Origin of the sequence: Tateyamaria omphalii, from assembly GCF_014651375.1 — a bacterium.
Taxonomy (GTDB): Bacteria; Pseudomonadota; Alphaproteobacteria; order Rhodobacterales; family Rhodobacteraceae; genus Tateyamaria; species Tateyamaria omphalii.
On sequence record NZ_BMWT01000005.1, the window covers coordinates 193285 to 214495 of the forward strand.

Genomic DNA, 21211 nt, shown 5'->3' on the forward strand with positions numbered 1-21211 from the left:
ATTGGGAAAAAATATCTCGGACCCTGACATATGGTGATCGAAACCAATTCAGGAGTTTCAGATGCTGACCCGTATGTTTCTGTCCCACCCCCGCAGCGTAGATGAAAGCTATGCGCAACATGCCGTTTTCGCGGGTGGATTTGCTGTCCGATTGTTCTTGGCTGGCGGCGCGGCGCTGGTCCATGCGGTGATCCCATGCCTGTTCGAAAAGACGGCAAGCAACATGATCGCTGGCATGTATGCCAAAACCCACAACCGTGGTCGCTGACGCATGTGTAGATGGGCCGCTTACACAGGGGCACCCTTGTTCCTGTCGGACATGGTTGCAGAGCCGAAGCATTCGCTTGTCAATCAGTCGCTGTCAGCCGAGGAATGTAAGACGCCTGTCAACGCGGATGGGTTCGGTTTGGCGTGGTACGCGCACAGACCGGAACCGGGGCTGTTTCGCGATGTGTATCCGGCGTGGTCCGACCCAAATCTCCAATCTATAGCCAGTCAGGTGAAATCCGGGATGTTTCTGGTGCATGTGCGGGCGTCGACCGAAACGGCCACCAGCCGAAACAACTGCCACCCGTTTGCCGTCGGGCGCTGGTCTTTTATGCACAATGGTCAGGTCGGCGGTTTTGGGGCGTTCCGCAAAAAGGCGGACATGCTGATCACAGACGCACTGTATGAACATCGCAAAGGGGCAACGGATTCAGAAACCCTGTTCCTTTTGGCGGCAGGTGCGGGGCTCGACAGCAATCCACGCAAAGCCATGGAACACGCCGTTTATCACCTTGAAGCCCTGTCAAAACGCCATGGAACTACACCGCATATGCGGTTATCCGCCGCGTTCTCGGATGGCGAAACGCTTTATGCGGCGCGCTACGCGTCCGACGATAAGGCGCCATCGCTTTACTATCGGTGGAAGGAAAACTGGCAGGGATGGGCCATCGTGTCGGAACCTTTCGATGCCGAACATGACGGGTGGACCGAAGTGGCACAGGGAACGTTCCGTAGTTTCGGCCCGGACGGCGTGTCGACCAGCCGTTTTGTTCCACGTCATTTTGACGACCCCACCCCACGCGAAGCGGGGTCGCTGAACGACCAGAAGGTTGCCTAGCCGGCAAGCGCCTTGTTCAGGTTCTCGTCAATTTTTTCGAGGAACCCCATTGTGGTCAGCCACCCCTGATCGGGACCGACCAGCAAGGCAAGGTCCTTGGTCATGTGCCCGCTTTCGACGGTCTGAACGATCACCTTTTCCAATGTCTCTGCAAAGTTCTGCAGCGCCGTGTTGCCATCCAGCTTCGCCCGGTGCTTCAACCCGCCGGTCCATGCATAAATCGATGCGATTGAGTTGGTCGATGTCTGCTCACCCGCCTGATGCTGGCGGTAGTGGCGGGTAACAGTGCCGTGCGCGGCCTCGGCTTCCACGATCTTGCCATCGGGGGTCATCAACTGGGACGTCATCATGCCCAGCGATCCGAAACCTTGGGCAACCACGTCCGACTGCACGTCGCCATCATAGTTCTTGCAGGCCCAGACAAAACCACCATTCCATTTGATGGCACAGGCCACCATGTCGTCGATCAGGCGGTGTTCGTACCAGATACCTGCCGCTTCGAACTGCTCCTTGAACTCGGTGTCGTAAACCTCTTGGAAGACTTCGAGGAACCGCCCGTCATATTGCTTGAGGATCGTGTTCTTGGTTGACAAATAAACCGGCCAGCCAAGGCTCAGGCCATAGTTGAAGGACGCCCGCGCAAAATCGTAGATCGATGGATCGATGTTATACATCGACATGAACACGCCGGCGCTGTCCGCTTTGTAGACTTCGTGCTCGATCTCGGTTCCGTCTTCGCCCACGAATTTCATGGTCAATGTGCCCGCACCCGGGAATTTCATGTCAGTGGCTTTGTACTGGTCGCCAAAGGCATGGCGGCCCACCACGATGGGCTTGGTCCATCCGGGCACCAGACGAGGGACGTTGCGGCAGATGATGGGCTGGCGGAAGATGACGCCGCCCAGAATGTTGCGGATCGTTCCGTTGGGACTGCGCCACATCTTCTTCAGGCCAAATTCTTCAACCCGCGCCTCGTCCGGCGTGATGGTCGCGCACTTGACGGCAACGCCAACCTCCTTGGTCTTTTCGGCGGCGTCGATAGTGATCTGGTCTTCGGTCCGGTCGCGTTCCTCGATCCCAAGATCGTAGTAGAGCAGGTCGATGTCCAAATAGGGTTCGATCAGCTTCTTCTTGATGAAATCCCACATGATGCGGGTCATCTCGTCCCCATCCATTTCGACAATGGGGTTCTCTACCTTGATCTTGGTCATGGATGGGTCCTTTGCAGCACTGTCAGTCGTGCATAGCGCTTAGCGGGTCAGAACCGATTTGGAAAGACTGTATGCAACGGTATACAGAGGTTTTCCTGGATTAGAGTGCGTCAAAGAAGGCGCTGATGCGTTTGCTGGCATAGTCCCAAAGCCCCGGCGCTCCGCGCTCGATCTTTGTGCCAACGCGGGTAGCTATGGTTTCCTCGGACACATTGTAGTCCGTCCAGCTGCCGCCGCCCGAGGCGAGGTTCAGCATCGGGGGCTGGAACCGGTCGAGCGCCTTTGCAAATTGCGCGGTTGGTGTTTCGGCAGCTTCGAACTCTTCCCAGATTGGGCGCAGCGTTTGGGCAATGTCGAGGGGCAGCAGGCCAAAAATACGATCAGCAGCGGCCTGTTCCTGTGCAGCGACAGCGGCGGCATCCACATCCTCGAAGATCGGATTGTCGCCCGCATCAATCTCGACCAGATCGTGCAGGATCAACATTTTGATAACGCGGTTGATATCGACGTTCGGGCCCGCCTGATCCGCCAGAACGAGTGCATACAGCGTCAGATGCCAAGAATGTTCCGCGCTGTTCTCAGCCCGGCTGCCATCAGCCAGGGTCGTTGCGCGAAGGATGGACTTGAGCTTGTCCGCCTCGTTGAGAAAGGCGATCTGCTGGTCCAGCCTTGTCACTCAGATGCCTGTTCCGCGCGATGCGCCTTGAGTTTCTGGGCCAGGAAGCGGCGCCCGGCATCATTGGCCATCCGCGTACGGATCGCTGTCAGGAATGCCTCTTCAAGTGTTTGCGACGACGCACCCAGCACATCGCCCACTTCCATGAACAAGCGGTCGTTGCCCAGCTCGTTCTGTACGGCAAGGCATTCCTCGGCCAGTTTATTGGCCATTTCGACGACGACGGGATCCGCCATTAACGCGTGGTCTCGGTCAGGCGACGTTTCACGTAATCGGTCGTGTTGCCGATCAGCGTGTCCAGGTGCGGCTCTTCAAAGAAGTGGCCAGCCCCTTCGACCTGTGTATGCGTGATGGTGATGCCCTTCTGCTCATGCAGCTTGGACACCAGCGCTTCGGTATCCGCGGGCGGTGCCACACGGTCGGCGGTGCCGTTGATGATCAGGCCCGAGGACGGGCAGGGCGCCAGGAACGAAAAGTCGTACATATTGGCGGGCGGTGACACGCTGATAAAGCCTGTGATCTCGGGCCGCCGCATCAAAAGCTGCATGCCGATCCACGCGCCAAACGAAAAGCCTGCGACCCAGCAGTGCTTGGAATTGTTGTTCATCGACTGCAGGTAATCGAGGGCCGAGGCCGCATCGCTCAGCTCGCCAATGCCCTGATCATATTCGCCCTGACTGCGCCCGACACCACGGAAGTTGAAGCGCAGAACGGTGAACCCCATGTTGAAAAAGGCATAGTGCAGCGCGTGCACCACCTTGTGATTCATCGTGCCGCCAAACTGCGGGTGCGGATGTAAAACGATGGCAATCGGCGCATCACGTTCTTTTTGGGGGTGGTAGCGGCCTTCGAGGCGGCCTTCGGGTCCGGGAAAAATGACCTCGGGCATATGGTGTTCTGTCCTCGCGCGTCTTTTTTAGGTTCCGATTTCTTGACGAATTTGATCGGGCACCTTAGAACGGTTCTAACTTTTTCGACAGGTCATTCATCCTGCAGTGGGCAACGATGTATGACCTTGTGTCGATGACGTCAATTGGGGGTTTTGCCATGAAACTGTCGACCAAGGGACGCTATGCGATGGTGGCGCTGGCCGACATCGCCATGCAGCCGGGCGACCAACTTGTCAGCTTGGGGGATATCTCGACCCGGCAGGACATCTCTTTGCCCTATCTTGAGCAGTTGTTTGTTAAGCTGCGCCGCGCCGATCTGGTGTCTTCGGTGCGTGGGCCGGGCGGGGGCTACAAACTCGCGCGGTCGGCCTCTGACATCCGTGTGGCCGACATTCTGGCGGCCGTTGATGAAAAGGTAGACGCCATGCACAAAGGGGCCGGGGCCTCTGGCGCGGCATCCGGGTCCAAGGCGCAGTCGCTGACCAACCGTTTGTGGGAAGGGCTAAGTGCGCATGTTTACGTTTTCCTGCACCAGACCCGCCTGTCGGATGTAATCGGGAATGAATTGGCCCCTTGTCCCGCAGTGCCCAACCTCTTTGCGGTGGTCGATGATGGCTGATGTCAACTGGGGGCCAGCCCCCAGACCCCCTTGGTATTTTTGGTCAGAAGAAACATGAGCCGGGTCTATCTGGATCATAACGCAACGACACCTCTGCGCCCCGAGGCGCGAGAGGCGATGCTGCGCGCAATGGATGTGGTTGGCAATCCGTCGTCGGTCCATGCGGAGGGTCGTGCGGCAAAGGCGATTGTGGAAAAGGCGCGGGGGCAGGTTGCGGCGCTGATGGGCTGCGATGCGGGGGACATTGTTTTCACCTCCGGTGCGACCGAGGCGGCGGGCATGGCATTTCCTGATCTGTCTGGCGCGATCTTTTCGGATATCGAACACGATGCGGTGCGTGCCGCGGCATCGACAGGGGAGTTGGCACCGCAATATGTGCTGGACGTGGACACTGATGGCGTTTTGACAGGCACCATCAATGGCGTGTCTATCTTTGATGGTATGTGGGATGACGTTGTCGCCATGCAGGCCGCCAACAGCGAGACAGGTGTCTTGCAGAAAACCTTGCCTATTGCGCAGGACATCTGGGCGACGAAACGGGGCGCTCTGATTGTCGTGGATGCTGTCCAGATGTGGGGCAAGCTCCCGTATAGCATCGCCAATAGTGGCGCGGACTTTGTACTGTCGTCAGCGCACAAGTTTGGCGGGCCGAAAGGGATAGGTGCGCTTTATGTGAAAACCGGAGTTGAACCTGCCGTTCGGATCAAGGGCGGTGGACAGGAAATGGGCCGCAGGTCGGGCACTGAGAACGTCATAGGTATCGCGGGATTTGGGGCGGCAGCCGAGGCTTCACAACGGGATGTGGCCAATGGAAAATGGGGCCGGGTCGAGAAACTTAGAAATATTCTAGAAAACGCTCTTGCTGCTGCGTCAAAGACAACTATTTTTGTCGGGAAAGAGGTGCAACGCCTGCCCAACACCTCCTGTTTCATCACGCCCGGCTGGAAGGGCGAAACACAGGTAATGCAGATGGATCTGGCGGGTTTTGCCATCTCGGCGGGGTCGGCCTGTTCCAGTGGCAAGGTCAAGGCAAGCCGCGTGCTGAAGGCGACGGGATATTCGGAGCTTGAGGCGGCATCTGCGGTGCGGGTGTCACTAGGGCTTGAGACAACGGAAGAGGACGTTTTGCGCTTTGTCGATATATGGGCGCAAAAACTGAAGAAACACGAGGCGCGGGCGGCGTAAACCGCTCAGATGCGAGAGGATGTCTGACATGGAAAATGTAGTGGTCAAGGAAGGTGTCGATCAGGAAACGGTGGATGCCGTTGCCGAGGTTGGCGGTGCATACAAATACGGTTGGGAAACCGACATCGAGATGGAGTATGCACCAAAGGGCCTGACGCCAGACATCGTCAAGCTCATCTCGGAAAAGAACGAAGAGCCCGAGTGGATGACCGAATGGCGCCTGCAGGCTTATGAGCGCTGGCTGCAGATGAAAGAGCCGGACTGGGCCATGGTCGACTATCCTGAGATCGACTTTCAGGACCAGTATTACTACGCCCGTCCCAAATCGATGGAGGTCAAGCCCAAGTCGCTGGACGAGGTCGACCCCAAGCTGCTGGCCACCTACGAAAAACTGGGTATTCCGCTGAAAGAGCAGATGATCCTTGCCGGTGTCGAAGGGGCCGAAAATGCACCTGCTGAGGGCCGCAAGGTCGCTGTGGATGCCGTGTTCGACTCCGTGTCTGTCGGTACGACTTTCCAGGCCGAGTTGAAAAAGGCAGGCGTCATCTTCTGCTCGATTTCCGAGGCGATCAAAGAACATCCCGAGTTGGTCAAAAAGTACCTTGGGTCTGTCGTTCCGGTGCAGGACAACTTCTATGCCACGCTGAACAGTGCTGTCTTTTCCGATGGCTCGTTTGTCTACATCCCACCGGGTGTCCGCTGCCCGATGGAACTGTCTACCTATTTCCGCATCAATGCGGAAAACACCGGCCAGTTCGAGCGTACGCTGATCATCGCGGACAAGGGCAGTTACGTGTCCTATCTCGAAGGATGTACTGCGCCGCAGCGCGATACATCGCAACTGCACGCCGCTGTGGTCGAAATCGTGATCCTGGAAGATGCAGAGGTGAAGTATTCGACCGTGCAGAACTGGTATCCTGGGGATGAGAACGGCAAAGGTGGCATCTATAACTTCGTGACCAAGCGCGCCGATTGCCGTGGCGATCGTGCCAAGGTGATGTGGACGCAGGTTGAAACTGGCTCTGCCGTGACCTGGAAGTACCCGTCCTGCATTCTGCGCGGTGACGATAGCCAGGGCGAGTTCTACTCCATCGCCATCGCCAACAACATGCAGCAGGCCGATACCGGCACCAAGATGGTGCACCTGGGCAAGAACACCAAGTCGCGCATCGTATCTAAGGGCATCAGCGCGGGCAAGGCGCAGAACACCTATCGTGGTCTTGTGTCCATGCACCCAAAAGCCAAGGACAGCCGCAACTACACCCAGTGCGACAGCTTGTTAATCGGTGACAAATGCGGTGCCCACACGGTTCCGTATATCGAGGTGAAGAACAACTCGTCCCGCGTGGAACACGAGGCGACGACGTCCAAGGTGGATGACGACCAGCTCTTCTACTGCCGCAGCCGTGGCATGGACGAGGAAGAAGCGGTGGCCCTTGTGGTCAACGGCTTCTGCAAGGACGTGCTGCAGGCACTGCCCATGGAGTTCGCCATGGAAGCGCAGCAATTGGTTGCCATCTCGCTCGAAGGGTCGGTGGGCTGATCCATGTCTGAACCGAAGGAACCCAGGTCCGCCTTTGTGACCATGGCCTTGTCCGTCCTTGGGGGCGCGGCACTTGGCGGTGGCGTGGGGGTGTTGTTCCTGCCTGACTTCGCCGCTGCGCTTGCCATCGGTGGGGCGATGACGGGCGGGGCAATCGGGGCGGCGTTCTTTCTTTTTGCCGGGGCTGACCGATGAAGGATCTGTCGAACACACAGCGGACCGACGTCAGGATCAAACGTCACGTGGTCTCGAATCTGGACGGCACACAGCAGGGCGGGCTGGCCTTTCTGATTGCTTTGATTGGCGGCATGATCGTGGCGGCTTCACTTGCGCCCGGCGCGTTGACGTCTTTCTGGGTGTGGCTTGCGCTTTTGATGCTGTCCGTTGCAGTGGCGACGGGAGCCCAACGGCTGTTTGCCCGCGATCCTGCGGAAGATGCGGAACAACGCGCGTCTTCTCAATTCAGCTCTGCGCAAAAGGGGCAGATCAATGGCACCTGATGCACCACGTAAGCCAAGTGGCCTTCAAGTCCGCTTTGGACATCCGGGACGTCTCCTACCGGAAACGCGGGAACTGACGCTGGTGATCTTGGGTCACCTGATCGTGTTCATGTTGTCCATCGCCCATGACGAAATTGTTGCTGAAATGGTCTCCGATGGCTGGATCATCCAAAAGTACGCGGAACGGTTTGAGATCCTGATGGGGCTGATCCTCTTTATGTGCTGGGGCGCGCTGACGCTTCGGTTCGTCACAATTCTGCGACATGCCCGCGCCGCTGACGGCCTGTGCCGCGACTGCAGCGAGCCACATGGAAAACACTGAAGGTTAGACGATGATCCTGACTACAACAAACACGGTCGAAGGCCACAAGGTCACCGACTACCGCGGCATCGTCGTGGGTGAAGCGATCATGGGGGCCAATATTGTCCGCGATTTCTTTGCCGGTGTCCGAGATATCGTAGGCGGTCGCGCCGGCGCATATGAATCCAAACTTCAGGATGCACGTGACATGGCCATGACGGAGCTAGAACAACGTGCGGCAGCGCTCGGCGCGAACGCCGTCATCGGAATAGACCTCGACTACGAGGTTGTTGGGGACTCAATGTTGATGGTCAGTGTCTCGGGCACCGCCGTCATTGTGCAATAGCGCGCGACAGGCGCGAGACGAGGAAAACAAAAATGCTGAATATCAAAAACTTGCATGTTCAACTTGAAGAAGAAGACAAGCAGATTTTGAAAGGGGTCGACCTAACTGTCGAGGCGGGTAAGGTTCACGCGATCATGGGGCCAAACGGATCGGGCAAGTCCACTTTGTCCTATGTCCTGTCGGGCCGCGATGGCTATGAAGTCACGGAGGGCGAGGCGAAGCTGGACGGCGAAGACTTGCTCGAGATGGAGCCAGAGGAACGCGCCGCCGCAGGCCTGTTCCTCGCCTTCCAATATCCCGTTGAAATCCCTGGTGTTGGTAACATGACCTTCCTGCGCACGGCAGTGAACGCACAGCGCAAGGCGCGGGGCGAAGATGAAATCAGCGCCGCTGACTTTCTCAAGGTGATCCGTGAGCGCGCGAAGGCTCTGAAAATCGACGCGGACATGCTCAAGCGCCCGGTCAATGTCGGCTTCTCTGGTGGTGAGAAAAAGCGCAACGAAATCCTGCAGATGGCGATGCTAGAGCCCAAGATGTGTATCCTTGACGAAACCGATTCCGGTCTCGACGTGGATGCGATGAAACTGGTTGCTGAAGGTGTGAACGCGCTGCGCAACGAAGGGCGCGGATTCCTTGTCATCACGCACTACCAGCGTCTTCTGGACCACATTAAACCTGATGTCGTACACATCATGGCGGACGGCAAAATCGTGAAGACAGGCGGTCCCGAGCTGGCGCTTGAAGTTGAAAACAACGGCTATGCCGACATTTTGGCTGAGGTGGCGTAATGGCTGAACCCGCACCAAAATCGAACCCGACCGAGGAACGTTTGGACACCCTCACCATGCCGCAAAACGGCTGGGCGGATGCCGCGCGCAAGGCGGCTTTGGCCCGTGTCCGTGAGATGGGGCTGCCCGGGCGACGCGACGAGTATTGGAAGTTCACGCGGCCAGACAGCCTCGTGCAGCCAACGGCCCCGGTTGCCGCGCTGTTCCAAAATGAAGAGGGCCCGTTGTTCGGCGACCTTGACCGGCTCAAGATCGTTTTCGTCGACGGAGTCTTTGATGCAGAACAATCCGATGATCTGACGCTGTCCGGCGTGCGCATCGACCGGCTGGCTGAAAGTGCGGACATTCATTGGGCGTCCGACCTTTATGGAACGCTTGAGGGCAACGGCCACTACGTGCCCCGGCCTTTGGCAGCATTGAACACGGCATACGCCACTGACGGTGTGCTGATCCATGTCACGGATAAAGCTGAAAAGCCGATAAACTTCATCTACTTGCATGAAAACGAAACATCAGATGCTATCCTGCACCACGTGGTCAAACTCGATCCGGGGGCCGAGCTGACCCTTTTGGAAACCGGCCCGGCGGCGGCGCGGTTCAATAAGGCGATGGAAGTGGATGTGGCCGATGGCGCGACCTTCCACCATGTGCGTGCTCAAGGTCGCGACCATGAACGCCGTGCAGCGACGCATATCTTTGCGCGTCTGGGCGCTGAATCCGTGTTCAAGTCGTTCACGTTGACCGTGAATGGTCGTCTGACCCGCAACGAGTGCGTGATCGACATCACCGGCGACGATGCGGTCGCGCATGTTGCGGGGGCATGCGTGGGCGATGGCGATTTCCACCACGACGACACCGTGTTTGTGACCCATGACGCGCTGCGCTGCGAAAGCCGCCAGGTGTTTAAGAAGGTGCTGCGCAACGGGGCGGTTGGTGTGTTCCAGGGCAAGATCCTTGTAAAGGAAGGCGCCCAGAAAACAGACGGTTACCAGATCAGCCAGTCGCTACTTCTGGATGATGACAGCCAGTTCCTCGCCAAGCCTGAGTTGGAAATCTATGCCGACGATGTGGCCTGTTCGCATGGGTCTACATCCGGCGCCATCGACGAAGAAGCGCTGTTCTACCTGCGCTCACGTGGCGTACCGGCCGAGATTGCGACTGATCTGCTGACGTTGGCCTTCCTCGCCGAGGCTGTAGAAGAGATCGAAGACGAAGTTTTGCGCGACGCATTGGTCGAACGCCTGCAAGGCTGGCTGGAGCGTCACCGGGGCTAAAATGGCCATCACGCAGAACATTACGGCCACATATCGTGGTCCGGGGCGCGTCGTGAGGCGTTTGCTTGAGCTTGGCCAGCGCGAAGATCGTGCGCTGGCCTATCTCATGGCGTCTTGTGCCCTGGTTTTCATTGCGCAATTGCCACGACTGGCGCGCGAGGCGCATTTGACCGGTCAGGATCTCAATATGCTGATGGGCGCTTCTCTGATGGCGTGGATTTTCGTAGCGCCGCTCTTGTTCTACGTGATTGCTTTTGCGGCACGTGGTGTCGGGCGCATTTTGCGCGGGCAGGGCACGTCTTATGGCGCGCGGTTGGCACTGTTTTGGGCGCTTCTTGCGTCCTCACCATTGATCCTGCTGCATGGCCTGATCGCGGGCTTTGTTGGCCCGGGCATCCAGCTTCAGACCGTGGGCCTGATCTGGTTCATGGTGTTCATGTGGTTCTGGATCGGCGGATCCATCGCGCAGGAGCGAGCAGCGTGAACGCTGCCGCAGATCTGGCGGTCGACACGCTGCGGGACCCCAAAGAAGTGGCGCAGCGCATTATCGGATGGCATCTGGATCGGCAGACCCTCTATTTTGCGCTGTTTGCCGTCGCTGCGGTCAATGCCATTCTGGCCTCTGCGCCCGTGGTGCTGGCCCCGGGTTCCATTGATCCTGCCGCGCAGGCGGCGATCCCGCTTCTGGCCTTGCTTGAACGGCCCTTTGCGCTGTTTGCGATGATCGCGGGCGGGCTTCTGGTCATGGTACATGGGCTGGTCTGGGCCGGGCGTGCCCTTGGCGGGCATGGCGAATTCACCGACATGTTGGCACTGCTGACCTGGTTGCAGGCGCTGCGTGCGGCTGCACAGGCCCTTGTGCTTGCGCTCAGCTTGATCGTGCCGGCCATTGCGGGCCTTGTGGCGCTGGTCGTCGCGATCGTCGCGTTTTGGCTATTGTTGCATTTTGTCAGCGCAGCGTTGCGTTTTGACTCGCTGTTTCGTGCTTTTGGCTTGCTGATCATCGTGCTGGCCGGACTGTTTATTGGAATGATGATGCTTGTGACGCTGACCGGCGTGACGGCAGGAGGACTTGCGAATGTATGATGTGAACGCCATCCGGGCGGATTTTCCCATTCTCAGCCGCGAGGTGAACGGAAAGCCGCTGGTCTATCTGGACAGCGGTGCGTCTGCCCAGAAGCCGCAGGTCGTCATCGATGCCATTTCCAAGGCGTACTCTGAAGAGTATGCGAATGTTCACAGAGGGTTGCACTTCCTTTCTAATCTCGCGACCGACAATTATGAAAGTGTCCGTGGCAAGCTGGCCCGCTTCCTGAATGCAGGTTCCGAGGACGAAATCGTGATGAACTCGGGCACGACCGAGGGCATCAACATGGTGGCCTATGGCTGGGCTATGCCGCGGATGGAGGCTGGCGACGAAATCGTCCTGTCCGTCATGGAGCACCACGCCAATATCGTCCCTTGGCATTACTTGCGGGAACGGCAGGGTGTTGTTCTGAAATGGGTGGATGTGGACGCCACGGGCGCGCTTGATCCGCAGAAGGTTATTGATGCGATTGGCCCCAAGACCAAGCTGGTCGCCGTCACCCACATGTCCAATGTTTTGGGCACAAAAGTGGATGTGAAAGCAATCTGTGAAGGGGCACATGCCAAAGGTGTGCCGGTGCTGGTTGACGGGTCGCAGGCTGCCGTCCACATGCCGGTTGATGTGCAGGACTTGGGCGCTGATTTCTACGCCATCACGGGCCACAAACTCTACGGTCCCTCGGGGTCGGGTGCCATCTATTGCAAGGCCGAACGCATGGCCGAGATGCGCCCGTTCATCGGCGGCGGCGACATGATCAAGGAAGTGTTCAAGGACGGCGTGATCTACAACGATCCGCCCCACAAGTTCGAGGCGGGCACACCAGGCATCGTGCAGATGATCGGGTTGGGCGTCGCTCTGGAATACATGATGGGCCACGGGATGGAGGCCATCGCGGCGCACGAAGATTCTTTGCGCGACTACACGGTGGAGAAATTGGGTGGGCTCAACTGGCTGCAGGTGCAGGGCACGACCCCGGACAAGGGCGCCATTTTCTCATTCACCTTGGACGGGGCAGGGCATGCACATGACATCTCGACCATCCTCGACAAGAAGGGTGTGGCGGTGCGGGCCGGTCAACATTGCGTAGGTCCGCTGATGGAGCATATGGGGCTGAACGCCACTTGCCGCGCGTCCTTTGGCATGTACAACACCAAGGAAGAGGTGGATGTGCTGGTGGACGCGTTGGAGCTGGCACACGACCTGTTTGCGTGATCTGTCCCCGCGGGGACAAGGTGTGCGCTCGATTTACCTGATGTTTTACAAGTTGCGAAAGCGCAGGTAAGTCAATCACTTGAGGTGCGTGCGCGGCGTTTTGTCGATGTTAACCAGCCGGACGCGATGCTGCTGCCTGAAACCGGACGGGGTTCAAAAAGGGCCACTGCGTCGCGCGGTGTTTCTTATCGATTGTACGTTGTACAGTCGGGCGGGTGCGTATCGGTTTTTTGCGATCGCGCCGTGGTTCAATTTGGACATCTTCAATGATCAAGACAGCGCTTACTGACAAATTGATGCAAGTGGCGCTGGTCGGTCTGACATTTATGGGTGTTGGCGCAGCGTCGGTAGCGCCACTACAGTCGATCATCGGGATCGAGGAGATTGGATTTTCCGATGCTGCCTATGCCGTGATCGTGACAAGTGGGGCGTTTTTCAGCGTCGTCGCATCCATTCTGGTCGGAATCTATACGGATCAGACAGGACGGTTTCGCGAAGCGTTACTTGCTGCATTGGTGGTTGGCACCGTAGCCGGATTACTGATGTTTTTTGCGCCCTCCAAAATCGCCTTTCTGTTGGTGCATGTCGTGCTGTTTCCGGTGGGGGCAACGGCCTTTACCCAGTATTTTGCAATCTCGGTTGTCGCGGCCAATGAGAACCCGCAACTTGATCGTCCTTATGCAGCAACGCTGTCACGAGCGACATTTTCCGCTGCGTTTGCCCTGACTCCCGTGATTTGGGGCTATGTGCTTGTTCAAGGAGTGGATGTGCTTGCGGCCTATGCCGTGGTGGCTGGTGCCAATATTCTGGCGTTTGTTGCAGTCATGATGTTGTGGCGCCGCAATCATTCGGTGTCTGAGACTGCGAAATCAGGTCAAGGAATTCTTGCGTCCCTGCTTGAACTGACTGATCTGGGCTTGCTAGTGCGTATGGTCTTGATCTGCGTGATCTCGGCCACGAATGGCCTGTACAATATTCTGTTAGGCTTGCTGATCCTGAACAACCTTGGAGGCGCTGAGTCTGATGTTGCGGTCTTTGCCGGGCTCGTCGCTTTTGTCGAAATTCCGGTCATGTTGCTTGCCGTTCGGTTTCTGCGTGTGATGTCCGCTTCGTTTCTGATCCTGATCGGTGTCGTGATTTATGGCGGGTTCCTTGCCATTCTGGGGGCTGTGCCGTCCATCGGGTTCGCATGGTGGCTTGTGCTGCCAGCAGGAGTTGGCGCGGGTATCGTCCTTTCAATCCCGATTGGGTATGTCCAAAACCTTGTCGCGGATCGGGCTGGTGCAGGCAGTTCGTTGTTGTCTGTCAATCATTTTGGTGGTGCGATCATTGCGTCAGTGATTTTTGCATTGGGGTCTGGCGTGACCGACTACCAGGGCATCGCCATGATCGGTGCGATGATTGCATGTGCATCCGCAGGTTGTCTTTACTTTTTGGACCAACGTCGGGACCGACGTGTTTCGGCGTTGTAAACCACGAATGGGCTAAAGGCCGCGTGAGTGAAAGGTAATTATTATCAGCTTGTTAAAGGTTTACTCTTTTGCGTTGTGGCGATTTGGCGAGAAATAGCCTGACGAACCAAGACACACGTAAAAAGGGATGGACCTGAGACTCTACACCTGTAGAAAGAGGTCAGTTTGTAGCTAAAATCCGGCCAGTTGGTCGGGCAAAGTTCATTTAACTGCCCACAGTCAGTTCCAGCTCTCATTGTTTCTGAAACCCCGTGTTGGGGGTCAGGGAACTGTGTCGTCAACCGATGTCAAATCGGGGGGCTGGCAGTGCTGTGCCCTCGCTTCTCCTTCCTTCAATCCCCATGCGGAGTCCTCCATGCTGAAACATCTGAGTCTCTTTCCAATCCTGATCGGCCTTGCCGGTCCAACTGTCGCCGATCCAGTACGTTTGCCGATAACGGTAAAACCTTTTGACAACGTCAAACTGATTGGTCCCGCTCGTCAGAACCAAGAGCTGCGCCTGATCTACCAAGGCGATGCGGGAAACACTGCGGAGTTTGCGTGCTATCGAAACGGAGAGCCGATTTTGGGGCTGTCCAAACGTCTGAGAACCTATCGGACGAGACCAGATGACATCGGAACACTTATCGAATGCTCGCTGACAGAGCCGCACAGCCAATTCGAGATGCGGTCACCACCTGTTGGACCAATCCGTACGGGAACGCTGAATGCGGCTGACGAAACGCTTACCGTCGAAGAACTGCATTCAGTTCCGGATGGTGCGTACTCCACATATGTTAAAAACCTGCGCCATATGCCGTCGGTGGTGACGCACGAAGGAGAGATATTCTTTGTCTACGTTGACAATGAAAAGCGTCCCATAATTGGCAAGGTGGCACGAGACAAGAAAGTCACAACCGCACCGCTTGTCTCAGACAGCATGTTCAAGATTGAGGACGATAACCATCATAATTTTTCGATTGGTGTCGACAGCAAAGGGTTTTTGCATGTGGCGGGAAACATGCACCGCTATACAGGGCAGGGCAATTCGGCGGCGGAAAATGATAAGGGTCTGACAGCAATGTTCCGTGGCCAGCGCATCCTTCTATGGCGCAGCGCGGCTGAGGGGGACATTTCCCAATTCAATTTCAAGGGGCGTGCAAGCGATGGGGTGCCTGAAGGAACAGGGTTCACCTACACCGCATTCAAGTCTGGCATGGATGGCGAACTGTATATGCGCGCGCGCATCAACCTTGGCCCGAAAGTACCATTTCGGTATCCGCTCAGCGCCCTGGCTCTGTATAAATATGACCCAACGCGACAAGTGTGGGATGCGATTGAAGGCGAGATCGACCCTCAGCAGTACAGAGCGTATTTCGATTTCACCCCACGTGCATTCTTGTGGGAAGACAATGGGAACGATGGCCGGGGGTACCAAGGGTATTTGTCTGGAATGACAATTGATTTTGACAATACGCTTCATGTCGCCAGCGCCGTGAACAACACCGACAGCGCGACGGCAAGCCACATTGTCTACGCTCGGTCAAAAGATGGAGGCACCAGCTGGGAACGCAGTGATGGAACTGCGATTGATGCACTGCCATTGCGGGTCGATCCGGGTCCAGGTCAGGCCGAAATCGTGTTTTCCCCAGCGGATCATGCCGGGGGATACTTCACGCAGGTCCACGTCGCTGCCAGCATGACAGGTGCACCAATCATGACAACCGGCTTGATGACTTCAGCGATAGACGGTGGTTTTGAAAACATCGGAGGATTTCGTGCATACGATAACCGCACCGAGGTGTGGTCTCCGCTGCTACCGGATCCGCTGAGCGCATCAAACGACACATTGGTTGTCACAGATGTGAATGGCATCACCACGATGATGCATCACAAGGGATCCGGTCGCATTTATCGCCTATATGATGGCGACGTGGTGGGCTATGAAACCCAGTTTGCCAAAGACCTGGATTTCAGTGGTTACGACGAACGTGCGCTGCGTGAGAAAGCCGCGATTGTCGGGCTGGCATACCCGGCGACTTGCACGATAGCGCCGTGTCCAACCGGCTTAAAACTGTACAGCATCAAGACGGATGTCGCAGGAATTCCGTTACCAGAACTGGGTGCAACCGAGGTTCAGTCCGAAGAAGATTGGAAATGGGCGCGCACCCAGATTGGTGGCGGAGAGGGTGCGGTTACGGTTGCCAACAACATCTTCAAATTCACAGGCACTGGTATGGGCTTTGGTGATGCGACATCGAACAGCCTGCAGTTCACGCACAAGCTTGTGTCTGGCGATTTTGAGTTTGTCGCACGGATCATTAACATCGACTACACGTCCCCAAACAGTTTCGCGGGATTGATGATTGCGAATGGTGCCGATGAGACAAGCGACGCGGTTGCGGCCTATGTAAATGCAAGCGGAAAGCTGCGTACGCATGTGCAGGTGAGCGGTGCGAAAACTCCTTTGGATGTCGCGAACCGCGAAGCGAGCGAATGGTTGAAGATTGCGCGGATCGGCAAAGTAGTACGCGTCTATCACGGTTCTAACGGGACTGATTGGACCTTGTTGAGTGAGCGATTTGTCGGCTCTTTGAGCAATCAGCTTCATGTTGGACTGATCAATGGCGGCGCGGGCGTGCTCGGGTCAAATGACGACCCGAACGGGGTAGCTCGGATCGACAACATCCAGCTTTTCAAGATGTAGGAGTCGGGAATGCGTCGTGGCTCTGGGTTTGCTTTCCAAGCAACTCAGGGCCCGCGCCGTACTGTTTGTACGGGCTTTGTGTGGTGTCCCCATTTCTAGCGCCGCTCTTGCGTGGGGAGTGGGCAGGCTCAAACTTTGGCATTGTGAGGCAGGCGACAACAGCCTTGCCGTGAACGTTCAGTTTTTGCCCCGCTGTTCGTCGCGGCCGCGTTGTGCGCGTGAGAACGTCTGCACGCAGCGGTACCGCAGTGAACGGGTATTGGGGAACCTTGTGTAGAAATGGCGGACCATAGAGGATTCGAACCTCTGGCCTCTGCCTTCGGAGGGCAGTTACAGAATGTCTGTTCGCCGCCCGTTCACTGTTTTCCCCTTGTTTCGTTCGCTTTGGAAAGGCGCGCATTCTACCCAATCTGTTACACGTAACAGATACTCACCTCTCAATTGCCTTGATGGCTGACTGCTGGAAGTCCGGGCTGTGATGGCCATAGACACGCTCAATGGTCTCGGGGGATGTCGCGAAGTATCCTGCGGCGTCCCAAACGCTAGCACCTCCCTGCAAGACCCATGTGATGGCAGTATGCTTCAAAGTGTGCGGTGTTACTCCGCGCAACTGATCGCAGTCACAAGCCCTCGCAAAAGCGCGTTTTACATCACCCACGCGTGTGCCTTGGTATTCGACTGCCCATACGCTGCCAGAGGCTTTCCAGCGCCTCAGGTGCGCCAGTAGCTGTCTGGGGATGCGGGCGGGGGTCCGTCGCTTTGCCGTCTGCCTCTCAGCGTCCGCGCGGCGATACATGATCCCATTTTCAAGATCGAACCAACCGCCGATAGTGTTCGATTCAAATCCCATCCGCAGTGTCGTGTCTTTGCGATTGCCCGTGTAAAGGCTGATGAGGATGAAGCGCGCCAAGTGTTTCGACTTGTGGCCCCGATACGCACGCCACAGCAATTGTGCGGCCTCGTCACGGGTGAGCCATCTGTCTTTGGATGGTGGCTTGTTGGGCAGCGTTACACTCGGGGCATACGTTATGAAGCCCTCGCGATCGCAATAGTTCAGGGCGGCTTGAAGCGTTCCTAATTCTCGTCGTGTCGTCCCATCTGAGCGATCACGCCACTTTGCGTAGCGGCGGCATGTCTCGCCCTTTACGTCAGACGCCTTCAATTCAGACCAGAACGGCAGAAGCGCATCTATTGCGTATCCTATTCGTGCGGGATCAGCTGCCGTGTGAGCATATTCCTCCGCATAGATTGCAAGAACTTCGGCGCACGTTACGTTTTGCGGTTCATTTGCAGCACCTGTCCGCCCTTTGGTTGCGATGTAGGCTGCGAGGACCTTTTCAGCCGCTGCGCGGCTTGTGCAGCCCGTTGACCTGTCCTTTTGGCCGGTGTCTCGGATGTAGTAGTGGGGGCGGTGCTTGAACTTGTGGAGCCTTGCTCCTTTGGCTGGTCTCGGCATTTTTTGATAAGGTCCGGTATCGTTGTGGGGTCGATCCTGATAGCGCGGCCCATGCGCACCAAGAATCCATGTTCCTCGGCGGCTGTGCGCAATGACGCTTTGGGCACACCAGTATCTTCTGCGGCTTTTTCAAGTGTCCAGAGTTTGCTCATCCTCGCGGGCCCTCCAACGCTGGCAGAATGTTCTTTTCTTCGACCCGCTCGTGAACGGTACGACCATCCGGCAAGAGTATCTGGCCAAGAAATGCAGCGTCGAAGCTGAGAATGCCGGTTTCGATGGCAGTCAGCTGCCCCTTGATCCAGTCGCGCAGCATCGACCAGATCGCAATGTGACCTTGGTCGAGACACGCCTTTTCGTACTGCGTGCGGGTTTTCCGCATTCGCGTCGAGTACGGCTTCTCGCGCATCAGCGCAGACGCGTAACCCTTGGCGCTGGCTGTCACCTGAACCATGCGGCCCCGGTATTCGAACTGAATGGTGACCTCGCCGCTGTCGAAGTCCTCCATGGGCGCAAACTTGGAGCATCCGAATGCCTGGATGATCTTGCGGATGTCATCGAGGGCCTTCTGGCCGCTGGTGGCAGTTGCATAGGGTAGGCTGCTCATATCAAATCCCAAACTGTTCGCGATTGGCCGCATCTATGCAGCGCTTCCAGACACGGGCCTCGCGTGCCCATAGGTCGGGCGTGTTGAACTTCTTGGCTCGGCGCAGGAGGCGGTTATGCAGGCGCCTCAACTTGGTTGGCACCGTCTGCCAATGATCGCGGCACAGGAACGACCAGTCGGGCGGGTACTTCCGCGACCAGCGCTTGCAGCCGAAGGCCGCGCAGGTTTGCTTGGGGTAGGGGGCGGTCATTTCGCAACCTCAAGGATCAAGGGCGGGAGGCCAACGACGAGGACTGATACTGCGATCAGGACGACGCCCAAGAAGCCGAGCGCTACAGCATTAACTTCTGTGTCTTCGCCTGGATCTGGGTCGCGCGCCTCTCCGAAACACAGCAGCAGGCAGAGCAGGCCGAGTACGAACGCAAGCATCACCCTGCAACCTCCAACTTCTTGCGCCAGTCAAACAGCCCAAGCGCGCCTTTGACCGGAATGAAATCGACCGCCTGAACGTTGTCCAGAACCAGACCGTAAGGCCCGAAGAACCACGGGTCATTGCTGTGTTCGATGCAGTCTACAATCTCGGCTGTGCCGATGATGCCGCCGCGTTGAATGTCGCAAAGGCGCGGTGTCAAATCGCTGAGCGAAGGCGGTTCTTTTTTTGCCTCCTTGGTCGAAACGGGCTTTGTCCGGTGCCACGCCAAGACATCTTCGACACAATACGAGTAGGCAATTTCTTCGGGCGGCAATGGGGCCGTGGAAGCGTGCAAGCAGATCGGCCCGCGATAGTGAAAGCGTCGTGGCCTGTTCTCAATCCGCTTGCCTGCGTTGATGATGGCCCAGACCCAAGGTTGGCGGATGGACAGTGCTTTGTCGGGCAGCATGGGGATTTGGCGGGTCATGCTGCTTCTCCCTCAAAAGTCAGGCGCAACCCATCTGGCGTTTCTAGCGAAAGAATATGTGGTACCCGGCGGCATTCATTTTCTGCCTCTTCGCGCGTGTATATCCCTGCCTCGGCTCGGGAAGTTTGATAGCCTGAAAACCCGGTGCCGTAGTAGGCTTTCTCTTTTCGACTCCAGATCCGGCATGGTTCGCCGCCTCCCAAGCGAAGGCGTTTAAGAACCTCTGCGCGTGCAGTATCCCCATTTGCGGCGGCAGCGCGCATTGCGCGTTCGATCGATTTGACGCGTAGCCTATGATTTCGTTTTTCGCGAAGACGGTCGGGCTGTCCGACGAAAAGTTCAAAGTTTGCCCTGTTCACACGCTCGTACCTGTTCAGAACGACCCACCACATGTTGTTGATGTTGTAGAATGCTCGCCCCTTGATGATCCGGCCTTTGACGTCGGTTGTCCAAACCTCGCCCCCATGAGTCAGGCTGTACGCATCAGCGGACGTGGCATTGCGCATCTGTGTGCAAATCGGATGGCCTGCCACCTTGTCCCTATGCCAGCTGTCCGCATAGCTTTTCTCGATCAACTGCATTGCTGTCAGCTTGCGCTTGGTGGCGTCTGTGCGATCAGTGATTGCGACACGAGACTTGCGCTCAAACAGCCGGATTATCTTGCGGGTGAGCATCGTGAAGCGCTGTCGGTCAAGATATTCCATGCGCTCAAACTTGCGGAAGTCGTATCTGGGGCCATACCGGTTATCGAGTGGCCATGTCGTTGCCCAGACTTTCAATTCGCAGCACCGACCATTTAATTGAAGCTCAGCACGCAAATTACCTTTTCGTGCCAATCTGTTCAAAGTAGGGTAGTTTGCACACACTTCGGGGTCTTCGGTGACCGACCATCCTTGGCGTCGCAATAAGCGTAACATCGCCTTGTATGCAAAAGCGCGAAATGTGGGGTCGTTTGCATTGTCCTGCCAAATCCCGATGCTGGTGTCGTGCAAGTTCATTGTTATTTCGCGGGCATTTTCCATCACGAACTCCCTTCTGCCCGTGCTTGGGTGAGGGCGGACTCGGAGTGCTCGGCAACCAGCCTCTCCAGCGCCGCACACAGCATGATGCCCAGCCACTCGCGATGAAGCGCGTCGTTGCCTTCAACATGAGTGTAGTCAAGAGCAAACCCCTGATGGCCCGCCTTGAAGTGCGGTGCACCCGCAAGGCCGCTTGGCTCGTAGTGATGCCAGAAACGCTTGATGGCAGACGCATGACGCTGGCGAACCTCAACCATGTGCGCCTCCATTAGTTCCTTACTGTTCATGGGGCGCCTCCCGCACGGCTTCACGGTCGATCCGGTCGATTTCCGCAGCGG

At 57.0% G+C, this 21211-nt stretch carries 27 protein-coding genes; 16 read left to right on the forward strand and 11 right to left on the reverse strand.

The features are described 5' to 3' along the window. Window positions 1-61 precede the first annotated feature (61 nt). Window positions 62-268 carry a DUF6356 family protein gene (locus IE087_RS17325; protein ID WP_189370628.1) on the forward strand — a complete coding sequence of 69 codons (207 nt, stop codon included), beginning with the start codon at window positions 62-64 and terminating at the stop codon, window positions 266-268. 3 nt (window positions 269-271) lie between these two features. Further along, window positions 272-1105 (forward strand): class II glutamine amidotransferase, encoded by an 834-nt coding sequence (locus IE087_RS17330; protein ID WP_189370629.1) that lies wholly within the window; start codon window positions 272-274, stop codon window positions 1103-1105. On the opposite strand, the gene IE087_RS17335 is transcribed toward IE087_RS17330, so the two are convergent. From IE087_RS17335 to IE087_RS17350, 4 genes are all read right to left on the reverse strand, one after another. Next, the gene (locus IE087_RS17335; protein ID WP_189370630.1) at window positions 1102-2316 is read right to left on the reverse strand and encodes an NADP-dependent isocitrate dehydrogenase; all 1215 of its coding nucleotides are present in this window, start codon (window positions 2314-2316) and stop codon (window positions 1102-1104) included. The two genes, IE087_RS17330 and IE087_RS17335, sit on opposite strands and share 4 nt — an antisense overlap. A gap of 100 nt (window positions 2317-2416) precedes the next feature. Next, window positions 2417-2992 (reverse strand): HD domain-containing protein, encoded by a 576-nt coding sequence (locus tag IE087_RS17340; RefSeq protein ID WP_189370631.1) that lies wholly within the window; start codon window positions 2990-2992, stop codon window positions 2417-2419. After that, window positions 2989-3228, reverse strand: coding sequence for a hypothetical protein (locus tag IE087_RS17345; protein WP_189370632.1), 240 nt, complete (start codon window positions 3226-3228; stop codon window positions 2989-2991). Before IE087_RS17345 ends, IE087_RS17340 begins: the two co-directional genes overlap by 4 nt. Beyond that, complete coding sequence (locus IE087_RS17350; protein ID WP_189370633.1) at window positions 3228-3881, reverse strand: alpha/beta hydrolase; 654 nt, start codon at window positions 3879-3881, stop codon at window positions 3228-3230. Before IE087_RS17350 ends, IE087_RS17345 begins: the two co-directional genes overlap by 1 nt. Window positions 3882-4039: 158 nt before the next feature. Between IE087_RS17350 and iscR the strand changes: the two genes are divergently transcribed. The 14 genes from iscR (at window position 4040) to IE087_RS17420 (ending at window position 16895) form a co-directional block, all read left to right on the forward strand. After that, window positions 4040-4501 carry a Fe-S cluster assembly transcriptional regulator IscR gene (gene iscR, locus IE087_RS17355; protein WP_189370634.1) on the forward strand — a complete coding sequence of 154 codons (462 nt, stop codon included), beginning with the start codon at window positions 4040-4042 and terminating at the stop codon, window positions 4499-4501. 54 nt (window positions 4502-4555) lie between these two features. After that, window positions 4556-5686: a cysteine desulfurase family protein gene (locus IE087_RS17360; protein ID WP_189370635.1), complete on the forward strand. Its 1131-nt coding sequence runs from the start codon at window positions 4556-4558 to the stop codon at window positions 5684-5686. A gap of 28 nt (window positions 5687-5714) precedes the next feature. Beyond that, window positions 5715-7229: a Fe-S cluster assembly protein SufB gene (gene sufB / locus IE087_RS17365; RefSeq protein WP_373296523.1), complete on the forward strand. Its 1515-nt coding sequence runs from the start codon at window positions 5715-5717 to the stop codon at window positions 7227-7229. A 3-nt stretch (window positions 7230-7232) separates the two neighbouring features. Beyond that, complete coding sequence (locus tag IE087_RS17370; protein WP_189370637.1) at window positions 7233-7424, forward strand: hypothetical protein; 192 nt, start codon at window positions 7233-7235, stop codon at window positions 7422-7424. Then, entirely contained in the window at window positions 7421-7729 is a 309-nt protein-coding gene (locus tag IE087_RS17375) for a hypothetical protein (protein ID WP_189370638.1), read from the forward strand. The genes IE087_RS17370 and IE087_RS17375 overlap by 4 nt, the downstream gene beginning before the upstream one ends. Beyond that, the gene (locus IE087_RS17380) at window positions 7719-8051 is read left to right on the forward strand and encodes a hypothetical protein (protein WP_189370639.1); all 333 of its coding nucleotides are present in this window, start codon (window positions 7719-7721) and stop codon (window positions 8049-8051) included. The genes IE087_RS17375 and IE087_RS17380 overlap by 11 nt, the downstream gene beginning before the upstream one ends. 10 nt (window positions 8052-8061) lie before the next feature. After that, window positions 8062-8376, forward strand: coding sequence for a heavy metal-binding domain-containing protein (locus IE087_RS17385; protein WP_189370640.1), 315 nt, complete (start codon window positions 8062-8064; stop codon window positions 8374-8376). Window positions 8377-8408: 32 nt separating this feature from the next. Beyond that, on the forward strand, window positions 8409-9164 hold the full coding sequence (gene sufC / locus IE087_RS17390; RefSeq protein ID WP_189370641.1) for a Fe-S cluster assembly ATPase SufC: 756 nt from the start codon (window positions 8409-8411) through the stop codon (window positions 9162-9164). Further along, on the forward strand, window positions 9164-10438 hold the full coding sequence (locus tag IE087_RS17395) for a SufB/SufD family protein (protein ID WP_189370642.1): 1275 nt from the start codon (window positions 9164-9166) through the stop codon (window positions 10436-10438). Before sufC ends, IE087_RS17395 begins: the two co-directional genes overlap by 1 nt. Before the next feature lies 1 nt (window position 10439). Beyond that, window positions 10440-10922, forward strand: coding sequence for a YIP1 family protein (locus IE087_RS17400; protein WP_189370643.1), 483 nt, complete (start codon window positions 10440-10442; stop codon window positions 10920-10922). Next, window positions 10919-11524, forward strand: coding sequence for a Yip1 family protein (locus IE087_RS17405; RefSeq protein WP_189370644.1), 606 nt, complete (start codon window positions 10919-10921; stop codon window positions 11522-11524). Before IE087_RS17400 ends, IE087_RS17405 begins: the two co-directional genes overlap by 4 nt. Further along, entirely contained in the window at window positions 11517-12737 is a 1221-nt protein-coding gene (locus IE087_RS17410) for a cysteine desulfurase (protein ID WP_189370645.1), read from the forward strand. The genes IE087_RS17405 and IE087_RS17410 overlap by 8 nt, the downstream gene beginning before the upstream one ends. Window positions 12738-13003: 266 nt before the next feature. Continuing rightward, on the forward strand, window positions 13004-14209 hold the full coding sequence (locus tag IE087_RS17415) for an MFS transporter (protein ID WP_189370646.1): 1206 nt from the start codon (window positions 13004-13006) through the stop codon (window positions 14207-14209). Window positions 14210-14564: 355 nt separating this feature from the next. After that, entirely contained in the window at window positions 14565-16895 is a 2331-nt protein-coding gene (locus IE087_RS17420; RefSeq protein WP_189370647.1) for a BNR-4 repeat-containing protein, read from the forward strand. Between the two features lie 430 nt (window positions 16896-17325). Here IE087_RS17420 and IE087_RS17425 read toward each other — a convergent pair whose 3' ends face one another. From IE087_RS17425 to IE087_RS17455, 7 genes are all read right to left on the reverse strand, one after another. Next, a complete protein-coding gene (locus IE087_RS17425) occupies window positions 17326-18351 on the reverse strand; it encodes a site-specific integrase (protein WP_189370648.1) in 1026 nt (341 codons plus the stop codon). Between the two features lie 148 nt (window positions 18352-18499). Further along, window positions 18500-18955 (reverse strand): hypothetical protein, encoded by a 456-nt coding sequence (locus tag IE087_RS17430; protein WP_189370852.1) that lies wholly within the window; start codon window positions 18953-18955, stop codon window positions 18500-18502. 1 nt (window position 18956) lies between these two features. Beyond that, window positions 18957-19205: a hypothetical protein gene (locus tag IE087_RS17435; protein WP_189370649.1), complete on the reverse strand. Its 249-nt coding sequence runs from the start codon at window positions 19203-19205 to the stop codon at window positions 18957-18959. Further along, on the reverse strand, window positions 19202-19384 hold the full coding sequence (locus IE087_RS17440) for a hypothetical protein (RefSeq protein ID WP_189370650.1): 183 nt from the start codon (window positions 19382-19384) through the stop codon (window positions 19202-19204). The genes IE087_RS17435 and IE087_RS17440 overlap by 4 nt, the downstream gene beginning before the upstream one ends. Beyond that, window positions 19384-19854 (reverse strand): ASCH domain-containing protein, encoded by a 471-nt coding sequence (locus tag IE087_RS17445; RefSeq protein WP_189370651.1) that lies wholly within the window; start codon window positions 19852-19854, stop codon window positions 19384-19386. Before IE087_RS17445 ends, IE087_RS17440 begins: the two co-directional genes overlap by 1 nt. Further along, the gene (locus tag IE087_RS17450; protein ID WP_189370652.1) at window positions 19851-20558 is read right to left on the reverse strand and encodes a hypothetical protein; all 708 of its coding nucleotides are present in this window, start codon (window positions 20556-20558) and stop codon (window positions 19851-19853) included. Before IE087_RS17450 ends, IE087_RS17445 begins: the two co-directional genes overlap by 4 nt. A gap of 317 nt (window positions 20559-20875) precedes the next feature. Then, window positions 20876-21160, reverse strand: coding sequence for a hypothetical protein (locus tag IE087_RS17455; protein WP_189370653.1), 285 nt, complete (start codon window positions 21158-21160; stop codon window positions 20876-20878). Window positions 21161-21211: the final 51 nt, after the last annotated feature.